Source organism: Pseudomonas sp. TNT3 (assembly GCF_010095445.2).
GTDB lineage: Bacteria > Pseudomonadota > Gammaproteobacteria > Pseudomonadales > Pseudomonadaceae > Aquipseudomonas.
In genome coordinates this window covers 1-17,482 of the sequence record NZ_WFGV02000025.1, presented here as the reverse complement: position 1 = coordinate 17,482, position 17,482 = coordinate 1, and the positions used below count along the sequence as shown (strand labels likewise).

The 17,482-nt window shown below is 59.8% G+C and carries 19 protein-coding genes and 1 other RNA gene; 9 read left to right on the top strand and 11 right to left on the bottom strand.

The annotated features are described in order from the left end of the window. The 3 genes from GBC55_RS16005 to GBC55_RS15995 all read left to right on the top strand — a co-directional run bounded on the left by GBC55_RS16005 (position 1) and on the right by GBC55_RS15995 (position 1,765). On the top strand, positions 1 to 921 hold the full coding sequence (locus GBC55_RS16005) for an SPFH domain-containing protein (RefSeq protein ID WP_008150402.1): 921 nt from the start codon (positions 1 to 3) through the stop codon (positions 919 to 921). A gap of 8 nt (positions 922 to 929) precedes the next feature. Continuing rightward, entirely contained in the window at positions 930 to 1,376 is a 447-nt protein-coding gene (locus GBC55_RS16000) for an NfeD family protein (RefSeq protein ID WP_162438420.1), read from the top strand. Between the two features lie 71 nt (positions 1,377 to 1,447). Continuing rightward, positions 1,448 to 1,765, top strand: coding sequence for a DUF2388 domain-containing protein (locus tag GBC55_RS15995; RefSeq protein ID WP_150712997.1), 318 nt, complete (start codon positions 1,448 to 1,450; stop codon positions 1,763 to 1,765). 234 nt (positions 1,766 to 1,999) lie between these two features. Here the strand turns inward: GBC55_RS15995 and gcvP are convergent, their stop codons facing one another. The 10 genes from gcvP to GBC55_RS15945 all read right to left on the bottom strand — a co-directional run bounded on the left by gcvP (position 2,000) and on the right by GBC55_RS15945 (position 14,415). Next, a complete protein-coding gene (gene gcvP / locus GBC55_RS15990) occupies positions 2,000 to 4,873 on the bottom strand; it encodes an aminomethyl-transferring glycine dehydrogenase (protein WP_162438421.1) in 2,874 nt (957 codons plus the stop codon). 154 nt (positions 4,874 to 5,027) lie between these two features. Further along, complete coding sequence (gene gcvH, locus GBC55_RS15985; protein ID WP_162438422.1) at positions 5,028 to 5,411, bottom strand: glycine cleavage system protein GcvH; 384 nt, start codon at positions 5,409 to 5,411, stop codon at positions 5,028 to 5,030. 48 nt (positions 5,412 to 5,459) lie between these two features. Next, a complete protein-coding gene (gene gcvT / locus GBC55_RS15980) occupies positions 5,460 to 6,542 on the bottom strand; it encodes a glycine cleavage system aminomethyltransferase GcvT (protein ID WP_162438423.1) in 1,083 nt (360 codons plus the stop codon). A gap of 156 nt (positions 6,543 to 6,698) precedes the next feature. Next, complete coding sequence (locus tag GBC55_RS15975; protein WP_162438424.1) at positions 6,699 to 8,315, bottom strand: iron ABC transporter permease; 1,617 nt, start codon at positions 8,313 to 8,315, stop codon at positions 6,699 to 6,701. A 154-nt stretch (positions 8,316 to 8,469) separates the two neighbouring features. Then, a complete protein-coding gene (locus GBC55_RS15970) occupies positions 8,470 to 9,474 on the bottom strand; it encodes an extracellular solute-binding protein (protein ID WP_162438425.1) in 1,005 nt (334 codons plus the stop codon). Positions 9,475 to 9,603: 129 nt separating this feature from the next. Beyond that, a complete protein-coding gene (locus tag GBC55_RS15965) occupies positions 9,604 to 10,821 on the bottom strand; it encodes a 2-octaprenyl-3-methyl-6-methoxy-1,4-benzoquinol hydroxylase (RefSeq protein ID WP_178114309.1) in 1,218 nt (405 codons plus the stop codon). Between the two features lie 9 nt (positions 10,822 to 10,830). Then, positions 10,831 to 11,316 carry a DUF4442 domain-containing protein gene (locus GBC55_RS15960; protein ID WP_162438427.1) on the bottom strand — a complete coding sequence of 162 codons (486 nt, stop codon included), beginning with the start codon at positions 11,314 to 11,316 and terminating at the stop codon, positions 10,831 to 10,833. Beyond that, positions 11,309 to 12,496 carry a 2-octaprenyl-6-methoxyphenyl hydroxylase gene (gene ubiH / locus GBC55_RS15955; protein WP_162438428.1) on the bottom strand — a complete coding sequence of 396 codons (1,188 nt, stop codon included), beginning with the start codon at positions 12,494 to 12,496 and terminating at the stop codon, positions 11,309 to 11,311. Before ubiH ends, GBC55_RS15960 begins: the two co-directional genes overlap by 8 nt. Beyond that, positions 12,493 to 13,827 carry a Xaa-Pro aminopeptidase gene (pepP, locus tag GBC55_RS15950; RefSeq protein ID WP_162438429.1) on the bottom strand — a complete coding sequence of 445 codons (1,335 nt, stop codon included), beginning with the start codon at positions 13,825 to 13,827 and terminating at the stop codon, positions 12,493 to 12,495. The genes ubiH and pepP overlap by 4 nt, the downstream gene beginning before the upstream one ends. Positions 13,828 to 13,854: 27 nt before the next feature. After that, on the bottom strand, positions 13,855 to 14,415 hold the full coding sequence (locus tag GBC55_RS15945) for a YecA family protein (RefSeq protein ID WP_162438430.1): 561 nt from the start codon (positions 14,413 to 14,415) through the stop codon (positions 13,855 to 13,857). Between the two features lie 128 nt (positions 14,416 to 14,543). On the opposite strand from GBC55_RS15945, the gene GBC55_RS15940 reads away from it, so the two are divergent. From GBC55_RS15940 to GBC55_RS15925, 4 genes are all read left to right on the top strand, one after another. Beyond that, entirely contained in the window at positions 14,544 to 14,753 is a 210-nt protein-coding gene (locus GBC55_RS15940) for a TIGR02449 family protein (RefSeq protein ID WP_003177365.1), read from the top strand. Next, entirely contained in the window at positions 14,750 to 15,067 is a 318-nt protein-coding gene (locus tag GBC55_RS15935; protein ID WP_007942435.1) for a cell division protein ZapA, read from the top strand. The genes GBC55_RS15940 and GBC55_RS15935 overlap by 4 nt, the downstream gene beginning before the upstream one ends. Before the next feature lie 30 nt (positions 15,068 to 15,097). Then, positions 15,098 to 15,276: non-coding RNA, 6S RNA (ssrS, locus tag GBC55_RS15930), on the top strand. A gap of 85 nt (positions 15,277 to 15,361) precedes the next feature. Next, positions 15,362 to 15,967, top strand: coding sequence for a 5-formyltetrahydrofolate cyclo-ligase (locus GBC55_RS15925; protein WP_162438431.1), 606 nt, complete (start codon positions 15,362 to 15,364; stop codon positions 15,965 to 15,967). A gap of 116 nt (positions 15,968 to 16,083) precedes the next feature. On the opposite strand, the gene GBC55_RS15920 is transcribed toward GBC55_RS15925, so the two are convergent. After that, the gene (locus GBC55_RS15920; protein WP_178114307.1) at positions 16,084 to 16,236 is read right to left on the bottom strand and encodes a hypothetical protein; all 153 of its coding nucleotides are present in this window, start codon (positions 16,234 to 16,236) and stop codon (positions 16,084 to 16,086) included. 194 nt (positions 16,237 to 16,430) lie between these two features. Here GBC55_RS15920 and GBC55_RS15915 point away from each other — a divergent pair, with 194 nt between their 5' ends. Both GBC55_RS15915 and GBC55_RS15910 read left to right on the top strand, forming a co-directional pair. After that, the gene (locus GBC55_RS15915; RefSeq protein WP_162438432.1) at positions 16,431 to 16,880 is read left to right on the top strand and encodes an EVE domain-containing protein; all 450 of its coding nucleotides are present in this window, start codon (positions 16,431 to 16,433) and stop codon (positions 16,878 to 16,880) included. Positions 16,881 to 17,010: 130 nt separating this feature from the next. Further along, positions 17,011 to 17,482, top strand: a 472-nt coding sequence (locus GBC55_RS15910) for a biotin/lipoyl-binding protein (protein ID WP_247266930.1), incomplete at its 3' end; no start/stop codon positions are given.

Here is a 17,482-nt window from a genome sequence, read left to right as displayed (position 1 = left end):
ATGCAGATCGGTAGCGTGCTTTTACTTTTTGTCGGCCTGGTGGTCGCCATTCTGTTCATGGGTTTCAAGGTCGTGCCCCAGGGTTATCAATGGACGGTCGAGCGTTTCGGCCGTTACACCAACACCCTCAAACCCGGCCTGAACATCATCATCCCGGTCATGGACCGCATCGGTCGCAAGATCAACGTGATGGAAAGCGTGCTGGATATCCCGCCCCAGGAAGTCATCACCGCCGACAATGCCACGGTGCAAATCGATGCGGTGTGCTTCTTTCAGGTGGTCAACACCGCCCAAGCCGCCTACGAGGTGAACAACCTCGAACACGCGATTCGCAACCTGCTGCAAACCAACATCCGTACCGTGCTGGGTTCCATGGAACTGGACGCGATGCTCAGCCAACGTGATGGCATTAATGAAAAGCTGCTGCGCACCGTCGATGAAGCCACTGCGCCGTGGGGCATCAAGATCACCCGGATCGAGATCAAGGACATCAGTCCACCTGCGGACCTGATGGCGGCAATGTCGGGGCAGATGAAAGCTGAACGAATCAAGCGTGCGCAGATTCTTGAAGCCGAAGGCCTGCGCGCCGCGGCGATCCTGACTGCAGAAGGCAAGAAGCAGGCGCAGATCCTGGAAGCCGAAGGGGGTCGTCAGGCCGCATTCCTCGAAGCCGAAGCCCGCGAACGTCAAGCCGAAGCCGAAGCCCAGGCCACTAAAGTCGTTTCGGAAGCCATCGCCGGTGGGAACGTGCAAGCGGTCAACTATTTCGTCGCTCAGAAGTACATCGATGCGCTGGGTAAACTGGCCTCGGCCAACAACAGCAAAGTGATCCTGATGCCACTCGAGGCCAGCTCGATGATCGGCGCAGTCGGCGGCATCGGCGAAATCGTCAAGGCCACGTTCGACAACAAGAAAGCCTGAGGCGCGCTATGTGGGCATTCCTGCAACATCTATCGTTCTGGGACTGGCTGGCATTAGGCACGTTGCTGCTGATTCTTGAAGTGTTCGGCGCGGGTGGCTACCTGCTGTGGATCGGCATGGCCGCAGCCGCAGTCGGTGTACTGACCTTTCTATTGCCGGGGATGACCTGGGAAATGCAGTTTTTGCTGTTTGGGCTGCTCTCGATCGCCACGGCACTGTATTGGTGGCACCGCCAGCGCAGCGCAGTGCGCCAGAGTGATCAGCCAAATCTGAATCTGCGGGGTCAGGAACTGATCGGTAAAACCTTTGTGGTGCATGAGGCGATTGTCGACGGACGCGGCAAGATCAAGGTCGCCGATGGCGTGTGGATGGCCAGCGGGGCAGACGCCGCTCTCGGCAGCCGTGTTCGGGTGATCGGCCAGCAAGGCGCCATTTTGCTGGTCGAACCGGAGTAATAGGCCGCTATGGAACTCGATTGCCTAAATGGCAATCCAACGCCGTAGTTAATCCTGTGGAGTCACCCATCATGCGTCTCAAACTTGCTGTCGCTACCATCGCGTTGTTGTCCCTTCCAGTCGGTTCAGCGATGGCTGACAGCTTTTGGCGTAACGTTCTCTCGTCCGGTGCCACCACCGGCTCGACCTACCTGACGTTCAAGGATCACAAGCTGATCATTGCAGCCCAGGACGATGCTGGCAGCTTCGTCGCCAGCGACGGCGGCATCCGCGGCCCGTACCTGGAAGCCGCCATGCAAAAAGTCCGGGCCGACAACCCTGGCCTCCAGGCCACGGACATGGAACTGGCCAATGCGATCCTGGCAAAAAATGCCGTAGCTTCAGAATAAGTAAATGTCCCAATAAAAAATGCCGCTCATATGAGCGGCATTTTTTTACTCAAAAATCGTTAGCTGAATGAAACCTGTGGCGAGGGAGTTTACTCCCGCTGGGTCGCGCAGCGGCCCCACTCTGTTACCTGATAAGCAGGGGGCTGCTGCGCAGCCCAGCGGGAGTTAACTCCCTCGCCACGGGTGTAGTGTCGCGCTTTTTGCCTGATACAAAACACCCTGCGGCCTGAAAAATTAGCGGTATTCATCCACCGGAACGCAGGCGCAGAACAGGTTTCGATCGCCATAGACGTTGTCCACCCGGTTCACTGCCGGCCAGTACTTGTGAGCCTTGGTGTGTGCATCCGGCGTTACTGCCTGTTCGATGGTATAGGGCCGTTCCCACACCCCTGTGACATCCGCCAGCGTATGCGGCGCACCTTTGAGTGGGTTGTCTTCGGCCGGCCAGTTGCCGTTCTGCACTTCGGTGATTTCCGCGCGAATGCTCAACATCGCGCCGATAAACCGGTCCAGCTCGGCTTTCGACTCGCTTTCGGTCGGTTCGACCATCAAGGTCCCCGGGACCGGAAACGACATGGTCGGCGCATGGAAGCCATAGTCCATCAGCCGCTTGGCGACGTCCTCTTCGGTGATCCCGGTCAGCGCCTTGAGTGGTCGTAAATCGAGGATGCATTCGTGAGCCACACGCTCATTGCGTCCGGTGTAAAGCACTGGAAAGGCACCGGACAGATGCCGAGCCAGGTAATTGGCCGCGAGAATCGCTACCTCGCTGGCATCCGCCAGTTGCGGCCCCATCATGGCGATGTACATCCAGCTGATGGGCAGAATGCTTGCGCTGCCCCACGGCGCGGCACTTACCGCGCCGTTCTGCGGCAGAGGACCGTCAATTGGTATCACCGGATGGTTGGCCACGAACGGCGCCAAATGCGCCCGCACACCAATCGGCCCCATGCCCGGGCCGCCACCGCCGTGTGGGATGCAAAAGGTTTTGTGCAAATTCATGTGAGAAACATCAGCGCCAATGTCCGCCGGCCGCGCCAGCCCGACCTGAGCGTTCAGGTTGGCGCCATCCATGTACACCTGGCCACCCTGGCTGTGGACAACCTCGCAGATCTCGTTGATGCCCTCTTCATACACGCCGTGGGTCGACGGATAAGTCGCCATCAGGCAGGCGAGTTTATCGCCGGCGGTCGCTGCTTTGTCCTTCAGGTCATCCAGATCGACGTTGCCCGCCTGGTCACACTCGACGATCACCACGCGCATGCCGGCCATTTGTGCCGACGCGGGGTTGGTGCCGTGTGCCGAGGACGGAATCAGGCAAATATCCCGCGCGCCCTCATGGCGGCTCTCGTGGTATTTGCGAATCGCCAGCAAGCCTGCGTACTCGCCTTGGGCGCCGGAGTTGGGCTGCATGCAGATCGCATCGAAACCGGTAATTGCGCAGAGCCAGCGCTCCAGCTCCTCGATCATCAGCGAGTAACCGACAGCCTGCTCTTTCGGCGCAAAGGGGTGCAGGTTGGCAAACTGCGGCCAGGTGATCGGGATCATCTCGCTGGTGGCATTGAGTTTCATGGTGCAGGAACCCAGCGGAATCATCGACTGGTTGAGCGCCAGGTCCTTGTTTTCCAGCTGTTTGAGATAGCGCAGCATCTCGGTTTCGCTGTGGTGGGCGCTGAACACCGGGTGGCGCAGATAAGGCGAAGTGCGCAGCAATGCGTCCGGAATGCCGACCGAGAGCGTTTCAGCATCCAGTTCGTCGACCCTGAGCCCATGATCGGCACCTAGAAACACATCAAACAACTTGGCGACGGTGGATTCGTCGCAAGTTTCGTCCAGGCTCAGGCCCAGTTTCCCGCGCCCCAGAATGCGCAAATTGATCCGGGCGGCGTTGGCACTTTCAATGATCGCGGTTTGAGTGCCACCGACCTCCAGCGTCAGGGTGTCGAAGAAGTGTTGATTGATTCTCGTGACGCCATGTCTCTCAAGCCCCGTCGCCAGGAGGCAGGTCAGGCGATGAACCCGCTGGGCAATTCGTTTAAGGCCTTCCGGACCGTGGTAGACCGCGTAAAAGCTGGCGATATTGGCGAGTAACACTTGGGCTGTGCAAATGTTCGAGTTGGCTTTTTCTCGTCGGATATGTTGTTCGCGGGTTTGCAGGGCCATGCGCAACGCGACGTTGCCGCGAGCGTCTTTGGAGACACCGATGATCCGCCCCGGAATTGCGCGCTTGTATTCATCACGACTGGCGAAGAACGCCGCGTGTGGTCCGCCGTACCCCATGGGCACGCCGAATCGCTGGGAGGAGCCGAAGACCACGTCTGCACCCAATTCCCCTGGTGGCGTCAGCAGCAGCAGGCTTAGCAGGTCGGTTGCGACGCAAGCCAGCGCTTGCTGGGCATGCAACTGGTCGATCACCGGCCGCAGATCGCGAATTTCGCCATGGGTGTCGGGATACTGCAGCAGCGCGCCAAACACCTGGTGCTGCTTCAAGTTGTCCACCGCGTCGATGATCAGCTCGAAACCGAAGCCTTCTGCACGGGTCTGCACCACAGAAATGGTCTGCGGATGGCAGTTTTCGTCGACGAAGAACAGATTGCTTTTGGACTTGGCAACCCGTTTGGCCAGCGCCATGGCTTCTGCTGCGGCGGTTGCTTCATCCAGTAGTGAAGCGTTGGCCAGCTCCAGGCCCGTGAGGTCGATGATCAATTGCTGGAAATTCAGCAGCGCCTCCAGACGTCCTTGGGCAATCTCTGGCTGGTACGGCGTGTAGGCGGTGTACCAGCCAGGATTTTCCAGCACGTTTCGCAAAATCACGGCCGGCGTGAGGGTGCCGTGGTAGCCCATGCCGATCAGGCTGGTCCAGATCTGGTTCTGTTCGGCGTAACCCCGAAGCTTGGCCAGGGCGGCCTCTTCGTCGAGGGCAGGCGGCAGATCGAGCTCACGGTTCAGGCGAATTCCCGGTGGCACCGTCTGTTCGATGAGCTCAATCCGACTGCCCACGCCCAGACTGTCGAGCATCGCCTGCTGCTCGGCGGCATCGGGCCCGAGGTGGCGGCGAAGAAAGGCGTTGGGGTCGCGTAACTGGCTCAAGGACGGCAACTGGGACATGACGGGCTCTCTCTTGACTGGCGCTCTGCGTCGATGCAACACGGTCAAACCAGCATAGCAGTCAGTGCCAACAGCGAACCCTGCGCGAGCGGGCTTATTCAGCGCCCACAAAAAAGCCCCGACAGGTCGGGGCTTTGGGGGTGACGCTAAACGCTTACTCGCCGATGGCAGCCTTGTAGCCAGCCGCGTCGAGCAGCTTGTCCAGGTCGGCAGCGTTGCTTGGCTTGAGCTTGAAGATCCAGGCGCCGTACGGGTCGGAGTTCAGCAGCTCCGGGTTGGCGCTCAGCTCTTCGTTGACTGCGACCACTTCACCGGCCACCGGGGAGTAAATGTCGGAGGCGGCTTTTACCGACTCAACGACACCGGATTGATCACCCGCAGCGAAGACGGTTCCGACTTCGGTCAGCTCTACAAACACCACATCGCCCAGCGCTTCCTGCGCGTGATCGCTGATGCCCACGGTGACAGTGCCATCGGCTTCAAGACGGGCCCATTCGTGACTTTCGGCAAAACGCAGGTCGGCAGGAATATCGCTCATGTTCTGTGTCCTCAAAAAATGGTCAGCGGTCATGCCCGCCGGAAAAGGTTAAATCAAGGTTTTGCCGTGGCGTACGAAGGTCGGTTTGACCACTCGGACCGGGTACCACTTGCCACGGATTTCCACTTCTGCGCGGTCGGCTGTCGCCATCGGCACGCGCGCCAGTGCAATAGACTTGCTTAGCGTAGGAGAGAAACTACCACTGGTGATCTCTCCTTCGCCAACATCTGCGATCCGAACCACCTGATGAGCGCGCAATACCCCGCGTTCTTCAAGCACCAGACCGACCAATTTGTGCTGAATACCACCCGCTCGCTCGGCTTCCAAAGCAGTACGGCCGATGAACTGGCGCGTGGCCGGCTCCCAGGCAATGCTCCAGGCCATATTGGACGCCAGCGGCGAAACGTCCTGGTGAATGTCCTGGCCATACAGGTTCATCCCGGCTTCGACCCGCAGGGTATCCCGCGCGCCAAGGCCGATCGGCGAAATCCCCGCGCCAACCAGATCGTTGAAGAATCCGGGGGCCTGATGCGCTGGCAGGATGATTTCCAGACCGTCTTCGCCGGTGTAGCCGGTGCGCGCGATGAACCAGTCACCGTCCGGCAAACCTTCGAATGGCTTGAGCATCTGGATCAGGTTGCCGCGAGACTGGGTGACGAGTTCGGAGATCTTGTGTCGGGCCTGGGGTCCCTGAATGGCCAGCATCGCCAGCTCCGCGCGCTCATTGAGCGTGACATCGAAGCTGCCGAGATGTGACTGCATCCAGGCCAGGTCCTGATCGCGAGTGGACGCATTGACCACCAGACGATAACCGTCTTCAAGACGGTAGACGATCATATCGTCGACGATACCGCCATGCTCATTGAGCATAGTGCTGTACAGCGCACGTCCCGGGCTGTGCAGTCGTCCGACGTCATTGCTCAGCAAATGCTGGAGCCAGGCTTTGGCCTGGGGGCCGCCGATATCGATCACGGTCATGTGGGATACATCGAAAACCCCGCAATCGCGGCGCACCTGATGGTGTTCCTCGACCTGCGAGCCGTAATGCAGAGGCATATCCCAACCGCCAAAATCGACCATCTTCGCGCCGAGGGCGAGATGAAGGTCATACAGAGGCGTACGCTGTCCCATGGGTTTCTCCTTCCGGGCGTGGCGAAGGTGCGGGCAAGTACTGCACGGAGTGAAAGCCTTGAAATAGAGGGCTTTCAGCCGATTTCAGCGACCTGGTCTGTAGGACGTGCCGCACCGAATGCCGCGCATTGTAGCTGCAAGGTGTAGGACTGACACCTAGGCGTTTCGATGCGCTGAACGTCGGATCAATCCGATGACCGGTAACAACCCGACCAAAACCAGGGTCAGTGCCGGCAACGACGCACGCGCCCACTCACCCTCGCTGGTCATTTCAAAGATGCGAACCGCCAGCGTATCCCAGCCAAACGGGCGCATCAGCAGGGTTGCGGGCATTTCCTTGAGCACATCGACGAACACCAGCAACGCAGCACTCAACGTTCCGGGCAGCAGCAACGGCAGATACACTTTGAAAAACAGTCGAGGTCCACTGACGCCCAGGCTACGTGCCGCTTCGGGCAAAGATGGCCGTATTCGCGCCAGGCTGCTTTCAAGCGGTCCGTAGGCCACCGCGATGAACCGCACCAGATAGGCCAGCAACAGTGCCGACAGGCTGCCCAGCAGCAATGGCTTGCCAGCGCCTCCCAACCAGCCTGACAACGGAATCACCAGTTCACGATCCAGGTAACTGAATGCCAGCATGATCGAGACGGCCAATACCGAACCTGGCAGCGCATAGCCGAGGTTGGCCAGGCTGACACCGGAACGGATCGCCTGCGTGGGTGCCAGTCGACGGGCAAATGCCAACACCAGGGCCACGCTGACGGTGATCAATGCAGCGATGCCGCCCAGGTAGAGGGTATGAAGGATCAGCCCGGCATATCGCTCATCCAGGTCAAAGCGTCCGCGCTGCCAGAACCACACGACCAGTTGCAGCATAGGAATGACAAAGGCGCACGCGAACACCAGACCGCACCAGCTCATGGCCGCCACGGCTTTGAATCCGCGCAGGTGGTACAGCGCTTTGACGCGTGGTCGTTCGTTGCTCGCCCTGTTGGCCCCGCGTGCACGACGCTCGCCGTACAGCACGACCATCACCACCAGCAGCAACAGACTGGCGAGTTGCGCCGCCGTGGAAAGGCTGAAGAACCCGTACCAGGTTTTGTAGATGGCGGTGGTAAACGTATCGAAGTTAAACACCGACACCGCACCAAAATCCGCCAGGGTTTCCATCAACGCCAACGCCACGCCTGCACCGATGGCAGGTCGCGCCATCGGCAACGCGACTCGCCAGAACGCCTGCCACGGCGATTGTCCGAGGACACGGGCCGCTTCCATCAGGCCTTTACCTTGGGCGAGGAACGCCGTGCGCGCCAACAGGTAAACGTAAGGATAGAAAACCAGCACCAGCACCAGAATCACGCCACCGGTCGAACGAACTCGAGGCAACCGCAGCCCCGTGCCGAACCATTCGCGCAGCAAGGTTTGCACAGGGCCTGCGAAATCCAGCAAGCCAACAAAGACAAATGCCAGAACATACGCGGGAATCGCGAACGGCAGCATCAATGCCCAATCCAGCCAGCGCCGACCGGGGAATTCGCAAAGACTGGTGAGCCAGGCGAGGCTGACACCGAGCAAGGTCACGCCGACACCCACACCGACCACCAGGGTTAATGTGTTGGCCAGCAGCCGTGGCATCTGGGTTTCCCAGAGGTGGGACCAGATTTGAGTGTCGAGGGTTTGCCAGGAGAGAAACAGGACGCTTAGTGGCAGCAGGACCAGCGCAGCGATGGCGAAGACCAGGGGATACCAGCGGCGTTGGGCGGGGTGGGCCAAGGAAAAGCTCTCTGGGATAAATCAACGAAATGTACGTGAAACCCAAAAAGATCGCAGCCTGCGGCAGCTCCTACATTGAAATTGATCACCCTGTAGGAGCTGCCGAAGGCTCGGGCCGCGTTCGGACGATCTTTTGATCTTCGAACGTTGCGACTCAGTTCCAGCCAGCGCGATCCATCATGCGAATTGCTTCAGCCTGACGCTTGCCCGCGATTTCCACCGGCAAGGTGTCCGCGACAAACTTGCCCCAACTCGCCACTTCAGCGGAGGGCTGAACAGCCGGGTTGGCCGGGAATTCCTGGTTTACGTCGGCAAAGATCTTCTGCGCTTCAGGTGTGGTCATCCACTCAACCAACGCCTTGGCTGCTTCTGGATGCGGCGCATGCTTGGTCAGGCCGATGCCCGACAAGTTGACGTGCACACCACGGTCACCCTGGTTTGGCCAGAACAGCTTCACCGCCAGATCCGGCTTCTGCTTGTGCAGGCGGCCGTAGTAGTAAGTGTTGACGATGCCGACGTCGCATTGGCCAGCGTTGATCGCTTCCAGCACCGCGATGTCGTCGGAGAACACGTCGGTGGACAGGTTATTCACCCAGCCTTTGAGAATTTTCTCGGTTTTGTCGGCGCCGTGGACTTCGATCATGGTGGCAGTCAGGGACTGGTTGTAGACCTTCTTCGCCGTACGCAAGCACAAGCGACCTTCCCAGTTTTTGTCGGCCAGGCCCTCGTACGTCGTCAACTCGCCCGGTTTCACGCGGTCGGTGGAATAGGCGATGGTCCGGGCGCGCAGGCTCAGGCCGGTCCAGGCATGGGCGGAAGAGCGGTATTGCAGCGGAATATTGGCGTCGATCACCTTGGAGGTGAACGGTTGGAGGATGCCCATCTGCTCGGCCTGCCAGAGGTTCCCGGCATCGACGGTGAGCAGCAGGTCGGCGGTTGCGTTCTCGCCTTCGGCCTTGATGCGCTGCATCAGCGGCGCTTCCTTGTCGGTGATGAATTTGATTTTCACCCCGGTTTTGGCGGTGTAGGCATCGAAGACCGGCTTGATCAGCTCGTCGATCCGGGAGGAGTAAACCACCACTTCGTCGGCGGCCTGGGCGGCAGTGCTGCCAATCAGGGTCAGGGCGATTGCGGTCAGTAGACGCTTCGGTGCCAACATGGGAGCGATCCCTCGATAGAAAAGTGAGGGCAAATGATAAGGACTCACATTTACCATCTCAATCGATCAGTTCGCGGAGGCGTTACCAGATGTTGCACAGACGGAAATCGCCCCAAGGTTGTGTAGATCTTAGGGTTTGGCTAAGGCCGGAAGGTCCCCGGTCAAGCCCAGCGCTTCACGCACAAAAAGCGCCTTGGCCTCGGGCATTTGATCAACCAGCTTTAAACCGGCGTTGCGCAGCCAGCGCATCGGCAACGGGTCGGCCTGGAACAATCGCTCGAAACCTTCCATCGCCGCCATCAGCGCCAGGTTATGAGGCATGCGTCGACGCTCGTATCGGCTCAGCACTTTGACATCCGCCAGTTGTTCGCCGCGAGCGGCCGCTTGCAGCAGTACTTCGGCCAGCACGGCGGCATCAAGGAACCCAAGGTTCACGCCCTGCCCCGCCAGCGGGTGAATGGTGTGGGCCGCATCGCCGATCAGCGCCAGGCCTTGCTGGACATAACGCTTGGCATGGCGCTGGCGCAGCGGAACGCACAGACGCGGATCAGCGCTTATCACCTTGCCAAGCCGGCCTTCAAAGGCCCGCTCGAGCTCCCGGCAAAAGACTTCTTCATCCAGCGCCATCAAGCGTTCGGCTTCACTTGGGGTGGTCGACCAGACGATCGAGCACCAGTCCTGCTGTCCATCGCGCTCCAGCGGCAGAAACGCCAGCGGCCCGTTATCGGTGAAGCGCTGCCAGGCGGTCATCTGATGAGGCTGGGTACTGCGTACGCTGGTGACGATGGCGTGGTGCATATAATCCCATTCCCGCGTCGCCATGCCGGTCAGGCGCCGCACGGCCGAGTTGGCACCATCGGCAGCGATTACCAGCGGAGCCCGCAACGTGCGGCCATCAGCAAGGGTCAGCAACCAGTCATCCCCGGAGCGACGCATCTGCTCCAGGCGAGCATGGGCCAGCATGCCCAAGTCGCAGTCATGCAAGCGGTCAAGCAAAGCGTCCTGAACCACGCGGTTCTCGACAATGTGCCCGAGTACTTCGGCATGCACACTGGCGGCCGAGAAGTGAATTTGCCCGGTCCCGCTGCCGTCCCAGACATGCATGTCGGAGTAAGGACTGCTGCGTCGGTTTTCGATGCCTTCCCAGACACCCAAACGCTGCAGAATCCGCTGGCTGGCCGTCGACAAGGCACTCACTCGCGGCTCGAACGGTGCTTCGCTATCGAACGGTTTGACGCTCATGGGGCTGCCGTCCAGCAGCAGCACTTGCAGCCCGCTGTCCTGCAACGCGAGCGCCAGGGCGCTGCCGACCATTCCGGCCCCGACAATCAGCAGATCTGCGCGCATGTCCATGCTTTAAGCCTGTCTCGCTTGCGGCTTGAGCCGCACGTAAAGGGTTTTCCCGACGCGCGCCACCAAGTGACCCGCGCCGTCGTGAATATCGACCTGCAACTGCGGCAGGTATTTTTCGCCATCGGCGGTCTGCCGGCGGATCTCATCGAGCAAGGTGTCGTCGATGGTGAAGCGGGCGAACACCGGACCTTTGCCCGGCGAAATGAAATCGATGTCGGCGGCCTTGTCCCAAACGATGTAACGGTGGCCCAGGTTTTCCATCAGCATCAGCATGAAAAACGGGTCGACCATCGAGTACAGGCTGCCGCCGAACTGGGTGCCAACGTAATTGCGGTTGTACCAGCTCAGACCCATGGACACCCGGACATCGCGAAAATCTTCGCTGATGTGCTGCACCCGCACACCGGCGCCGAGATACGGCGGGTAGAAAGTCATGGCCCAACGCATCAACCGCGCTTTTGCGAACCTGCTGGTGAGCCACTTAAGCATCGGGACGGGTACCCAAACCCATGGCCTGCCGGGCAAACCAGCGCTTGGCTGGCGGCAACAGATCGAGACCGAGCAGGCCGAGGTTACGGCCCAGGGAAACCAGCGGCTGGGTGCTGCCGAAAAGACGGGTCACTTGATCGGAGAAGCCTACGGTCAGATTTTGATCCAGACGCTGGCGCTCGCGGTATGCCTGCAACGTGGCGAAGTCGCCAGGCGCTGTCTCGCTCGCCAGCAACGCATCGGCCAGCGCCTGCGCATCACGCAGCGACAGGTTGAAGCCTTGTCCGGCAATCGGGTGCAGGCTGTGAGCGGCGTTGCCGAGAATCGCCAGATGCGGGCGCACCTGTTCTTCGGCTTCGATCAACGCCAGCGGGTACAAATGCCGCGCGCCGACTTGTTTCAGGGTGCCGAGACGATAACCGAACACACCCTGCAACTCGCTGAGGAAGTCACGATCGTCCAGCGCCGCCAGCCGTTGCGCATCCATGCCCAGACGGGTCCAGACCAGGGCGCAGCGATTGTCCGGCAGCGGCAGCAACGCCATCGGGCCATCGTCGGTAAAACGTTCGAAGGCCACGCCGTTGTGGGATTCGCTCGGGGTGATGTTGGCGATCAGCGCACTCTGGTTGTACGGACGCTTCTTGATGCCGATGCCCAGTTGCTCGCGCAGCCCGGAACGACCGCCATCGGCCAGCACCGCAAGGTCACATTCCAGGGTGGTTTCATCGTTGAGGGTCAGGCGGTAGCCGTCAGTCAGCGGTTCCATCCGGGTGACTTCCGCTGGGCAACGCCAACTGATCACGTCCTTGTCCAGGCCTTGCCAGAGGCATTGACCGAGCCAGGCGTTTTCCACCACATACCCGAGCGCCGGAACGCCCTCTTCCATCGCCGACAGCCGCGCGGTGGAAAAACGCCCGCGATCGGAAACATGAATCTGCTTGATCGGCTCGGCGCGGCGGGAGATTTCCTGCCACACGCCCAGCCGTTGATAAATTTGTCGGGCGCCGAAGGACAGCGCCGAAGAACGGGCGTCATAGCTCGGCTGGTAGGTATCACCCGGAGCGAATGGCTCGATCAGCACGATCTTCCAGCCTCGCGCCTTGGCCCCGGCCTGCAATGCCAACGCCAGACTGGCGCCGACCAGACCGCCCCCGATGATTGCCAGATTGACCCGACTCATGCCGCCTGTGTCCTTGCTGCGGCCATCAGGGCCTCGATCTCGGCGACTGTTTTCGGTACGCCTTGGGTCAGGATTTCACAACCGGTTTTGGTCACCACTACGTCGTCCTCGATGCGCACGCCAATGCCACGCCATTTTTTCGCTACGTTCTGGTTGTTCGGAGCGATGTAGATACCCGGCTCCACCGTCAACGCCATGCCGACCTCAAGCACCCGCCATTCACCGCCGACCCGGTACTCGCCCACGTCATGCACATCCATGCCCAGCCAGTGACCGGCGCGGTGCATGTAGAACGCCTTGTACGCCTCGCTGGCGATCAGCTCGTCTACGTCACCCTGCAACAGACCCAGTTCAACCAGGCCCGAAGTAATCACCCGGACCGTTGCTTCATGGGCCTGGTTCCAGTGCTTGTTCGGGGCAATTTCGGCAAATGCGGCTTCTTGTGAGGCCAACACCAACTCGTAAATTGCCTTCTGTTCCGCTGAATACTTGCCGTTGACCGGCCAGGTGCGGGTGATATCGCTGGCGTAGCAATCGATTTCACAACCTGCATCGATCAGCACCAGGTCACCATCCTTGAGCACCGCGTCGTTTTGCTGGTAATGCAGGATGCAGCTATTGCGCCCCGCCGCGACAATCGAACCATAGGCCGGCATCTTGGCCCCGCCTTTGCGGAACTCGTAGTCAAGCTCGGCTTCGAGACTGAACTCATACAACCCTGCCCGGCTGGCCTGCATCGCGCGGATGTGCGCCTGGGCGGAAATCCGCGCGGCCTCGCGCATCACCTTCACTTCTGCCGCCGATTTATACAGGCGCATGTCGTGCAGCAGATGATCCAGGGCAACGTATTCGTTCGGCGGCTGGGCGCCAAGGTGCGCTTTGGAGCGGATCACGTTGATCCAGTCCATCAGGTGCCGATCAAACTCAGGGTTACTGCCCATGGCCGAATAGACCCGGTCGCGGCCTTCGATCAGGCCCGGCAGGATGTCGTCGATGTCGGTGATGGGAAAGGCATCGTCAGCACCGAAGTCGCGAATGGCGCCTTCCTGACCGGCACGCAGACCGTCCCACAACTCGCGTTCGGCATTGCGCTCACGGCAGAACAGGATGTATTCGCCATGCAGGCGTCCGGGCATCAACACGAGAACAGCCTGGGGCTCGGGAAAACCGCTCAGGTACTGAAAATCGCTGTCCTGACGGTAGACGTGCTCGACGTCGCGATTGCGGATAGCAACCGCGGCGGCGGGCAGAATGGCGATGCTGTTGGGTTCCATCTGCGCCATCAAGGCCTTGCGGCGACGGCTGTATTCCGATTTCGGGATATGAATCATGGGCAGATGGCGTTCCCTGGCAGTCGATTAATGCAGTGACGGCTTGGCAGCAGCAGGCGCATCCGGCTTTTTGGTTTCGCTGAACAGCAGTAGCGGTGCAACGCGCAGGTACTCCATCACTTCCATGTAGTCGCTTTCACCGTCGTCGGACTCTTCCAGGGCGTCTTGCACCTGGGAAATGGCCGCCAAATCCTGCAGCACTTCCGTGGCTTCAGGGCTCAGCATGCTGCTGTCACGGCAGTTCAGGCCGAAACCGCTGAGGAAGCCCTGGCACCATTGGCCCAGTGCAGCGGCACGGTCAGCCAGAGGCTCGTCATCGGTGGGCAGCAACAGTACGACGGTCACGTCGTCACCGGTAAGCTCGCCCTTGACCATCTCCTGCAAGCCGATCAAGGCATTGCGGACGTTATCCTGCGGCTCGCTTTCGAGCAGCTCGGCGGCATCGACCAGCCAGCCTTCGGCATCGAAGCCGGCACCGGCGCAACTGCGACCGAGCAACAGGCCATGCAGTTCGGCAGGCGAGACGTTATGACCGCTGGAAGTCAGCAGGGTGGTGAAGGCTTGGTACGGGGAATTCTGAATGGGCATGGGCAGCTAGGCGCCAGACGGCGCTATGTCTAGAATGAAGGCCTTGTATCCTACATCGACAGACTCGCCAAGACTATTAAAGGCTGTCCGCCAGCTACCACACACTAGACACAATCTCAGTGGACACAATGGAAGACACAGACCTGCAAGCGCTGATGGCGAGACTCGAGTTGCTAATTGACCGAGTCGAGCAACTAAAGAGCCAAAACGGACTCCTATTAGCTCAGGAAAAGACCTGGCGCGAGGAACGCGCGCACCTCATTGAAAAAAACGAAATCGCCCGGCGTAAGGTCGAATCGATGATTTCGCGCCTCAAGGCCCTGGAGCAAGACTCATGAGTTCAAGCAATAGCGTTACCGTGCAGATCCTCGATAAAGAATATTCGATCATCTGCCCCCAGGAAGAGCGCAGCAATCTGGTGAGCGCCGCCCGTTACCTGGACGGCAAGATGCGCGAAATCCGCAGCAGCGGCAAAGTCATCGGCGCCGACCGCATCGCCGTGATGGCTGCGCTGAACATCACCCACGATCTTCTGCACAAGGAAGAACGCCCGGATGTGCAGGCCAGCGGCTCGACGCGAGAGCAGGTTCGCGACCTTCTGGATCGTGTCGATCTGGTGCTCGCGACCGATCCGGACGTCACCAAGGGCTGAAACGCGAAACAGCTTGAGGTATACTCGCATCACTCCCTGGGGTGCTTGCCAGTTGACCACGTCCCTGAGCCGATTCGCACTACCCTGGAGGTTGCACGTTGGGCTGGTGTGCATGTCCGCTAGACGGAAAGCCTTAAAGCCTACTGCATCTTCCACCTTGAACTTTCGGGTTCAAGGGCTAAGTCAGCAGCGGTTCATCCGGGGAGCCTGATTCCAGTCCGATGCCGGTTTAAATACCGGCATCGGCTTTTTTACGGGTACGATTTGAGTACCCGCCCTCCCGAGCCCGAATTCATGACCGAACCTGCGCTGCTTCCCCGCCCGCAACTTCGACGCATGCTGCGCAAGGCCCGCCGCGCACTCACACCCAGTCAGCAACGCCAGGCCGCTCGCGGGCTGTATAAGCAATTGGCCCAGCACCCGCTGTTTCGCCGCGCCAGACACCTCTCCCTTTATTTGCCCACCGACGGTGAAATAGACCCGCGCCTGCTGCTGCGTGCCGCTCAACGTCGGGGCAAAGCGACGTACCTGCCGGTGCTCAGTGCCTGGCCGCGAACCAAAATGGTGTTCCAGCGGATCCGCCCGGGCGAAAAGCTCATACCCAACCGCTTCCACATCCTTGAACCCCGGCACAACGTTGCCCGCCAACGAAAAGTCTGGACGCTGGACCTTGTGCTGTTGCCCTTGGTGGGGTTTGACGATGTCGGTGGACGACTGGGGATGGGTGGCGGCTTCTACGATCGAAGCCTGGCGTACATGGCCCGACGCAAAAACTGGCGCAAGCCGACGCTGTTGGGACTGGCCCATGAATGTCAGAAGGTCGAGCGGCTGGCTCAGGCGAGCTGGGATGTGCCGTTGCAAGGAACGGTGACAGACAAGGCGTGGTATTTCGCAGGTTAGCCCTGCAAAGGAAAAGCTTGCTCGCGGCAGGGGGTTTTCAGGCGCATCGATGTTGAATGTGACGCCGTCATCGCGAGCAAGCTTTGCTCCTACAGGTGCGGCGTCGAAAGACAGGTCTAGCGCTTGTAAGCCGACGGCTGTTGTTGCTGAGCGATTTCAATCGGCGCATCGGGGTTGTTGTTCCACAGGCTTTGGGCATAGCCGGTGGTCACGACGCCGAGACCGAACAAAATAACCAATATCCATAGTAAATCCGGTTTGCGTTTCATCGATTGCCCCCCAAAGGCACATCAACACGATGACAGCAGCGGTTTCCGTTGTAGGCCGTGCAGCAGCGTCAAGCTAAGAAGGCCGGCATTTTGCGACAACGTGACCCTACACGCAAACGCTGGCGTCAACCGACTGTCGGTTTGTCATAAAATTGCCTGACAACTTGCCCACTCAACCCGCAAGGAGCAAAACCATGGCCTATTGGCTGATGAAATCCGAGCCCGACGAGCTCTCGATCAAAGATCTGGAGAAGCTTGGCAGCGCGCGCTGGGACGGTGTTCGCAACTACCAGGCGCGCAATTTCCTGCGAGCCATGGCGGTGGGTGACGAGTTTTTCTTTTATCACTCCAGTTGCCCTGAGCCCGGTATTGCCGGGATCGGAAAGATTGTCGAAGCGGCGTATCCGGACCCGACGGCGCTGGAGCCAGAGAGTCATTATTACGATCCGAAGGCCACGCCTGAGAAAAACGCCTGGAGCGCGATCGATGTCGCGCATGTCGAGACGTTTCCCAGGTTGCTTAAGCTGGATTATCTGAAGCAACAGACCGCGCTGGCCGAGATGCCGCTGGTGCAGAAGGGGTCGAGATTGTCGGTGATGCCGGTGACGGACGAGCAATGGGCAGCGGTACTCGATTTACGTTAAATAGGCAGAACCACCCGGTCATCCTCTTTTCTGCGCTCAATAGAGTTAGGCTGCCCCTCAGTTGACTGGTATCAACTCGCCCCGGCGTTAGATCAACCAGACTAGGACGCAACAGCCGCAGGATGCCCGCATGTCTACGCACAGTCGCTCTTCAATATTGTTTGTCACTGCTTTAGTGATACTGCTGCTGGGTGCCGGGGGCTTTGGCTACTGGAAGTCGACGCATGACCGATTGCCCGAAGGTTTGTACGTCGGCAATGGCCGCCTCGAAGCCACCGAAGTACAGATCGCCAGTAAAACACCCGGGCGACTGGCCGAAGTACTCGTCGATGAAGGCGACAAGGTCAGCAAAGGCCAGCTGCTGGCCCGCATGGACACCCGCACCCTTGAAGCCCAACGCAATCAGGCCGAAGCCGAAGTATTGCGCGCCCGGGAGAATCTCGCCGCCGCCCAGGCCAACGTGCAATTGCGCCAGAGCGAACAACTGCTCGCGCAACAAGAGCTCAAGCGTTCCCAGGAACTGTTCAAGCACGGTTTCGTCAGTGGCCAGATCATCGATCAACAGCAGGCGCGGCGGGACACCGGCGGCGCAGCGGTCGCCG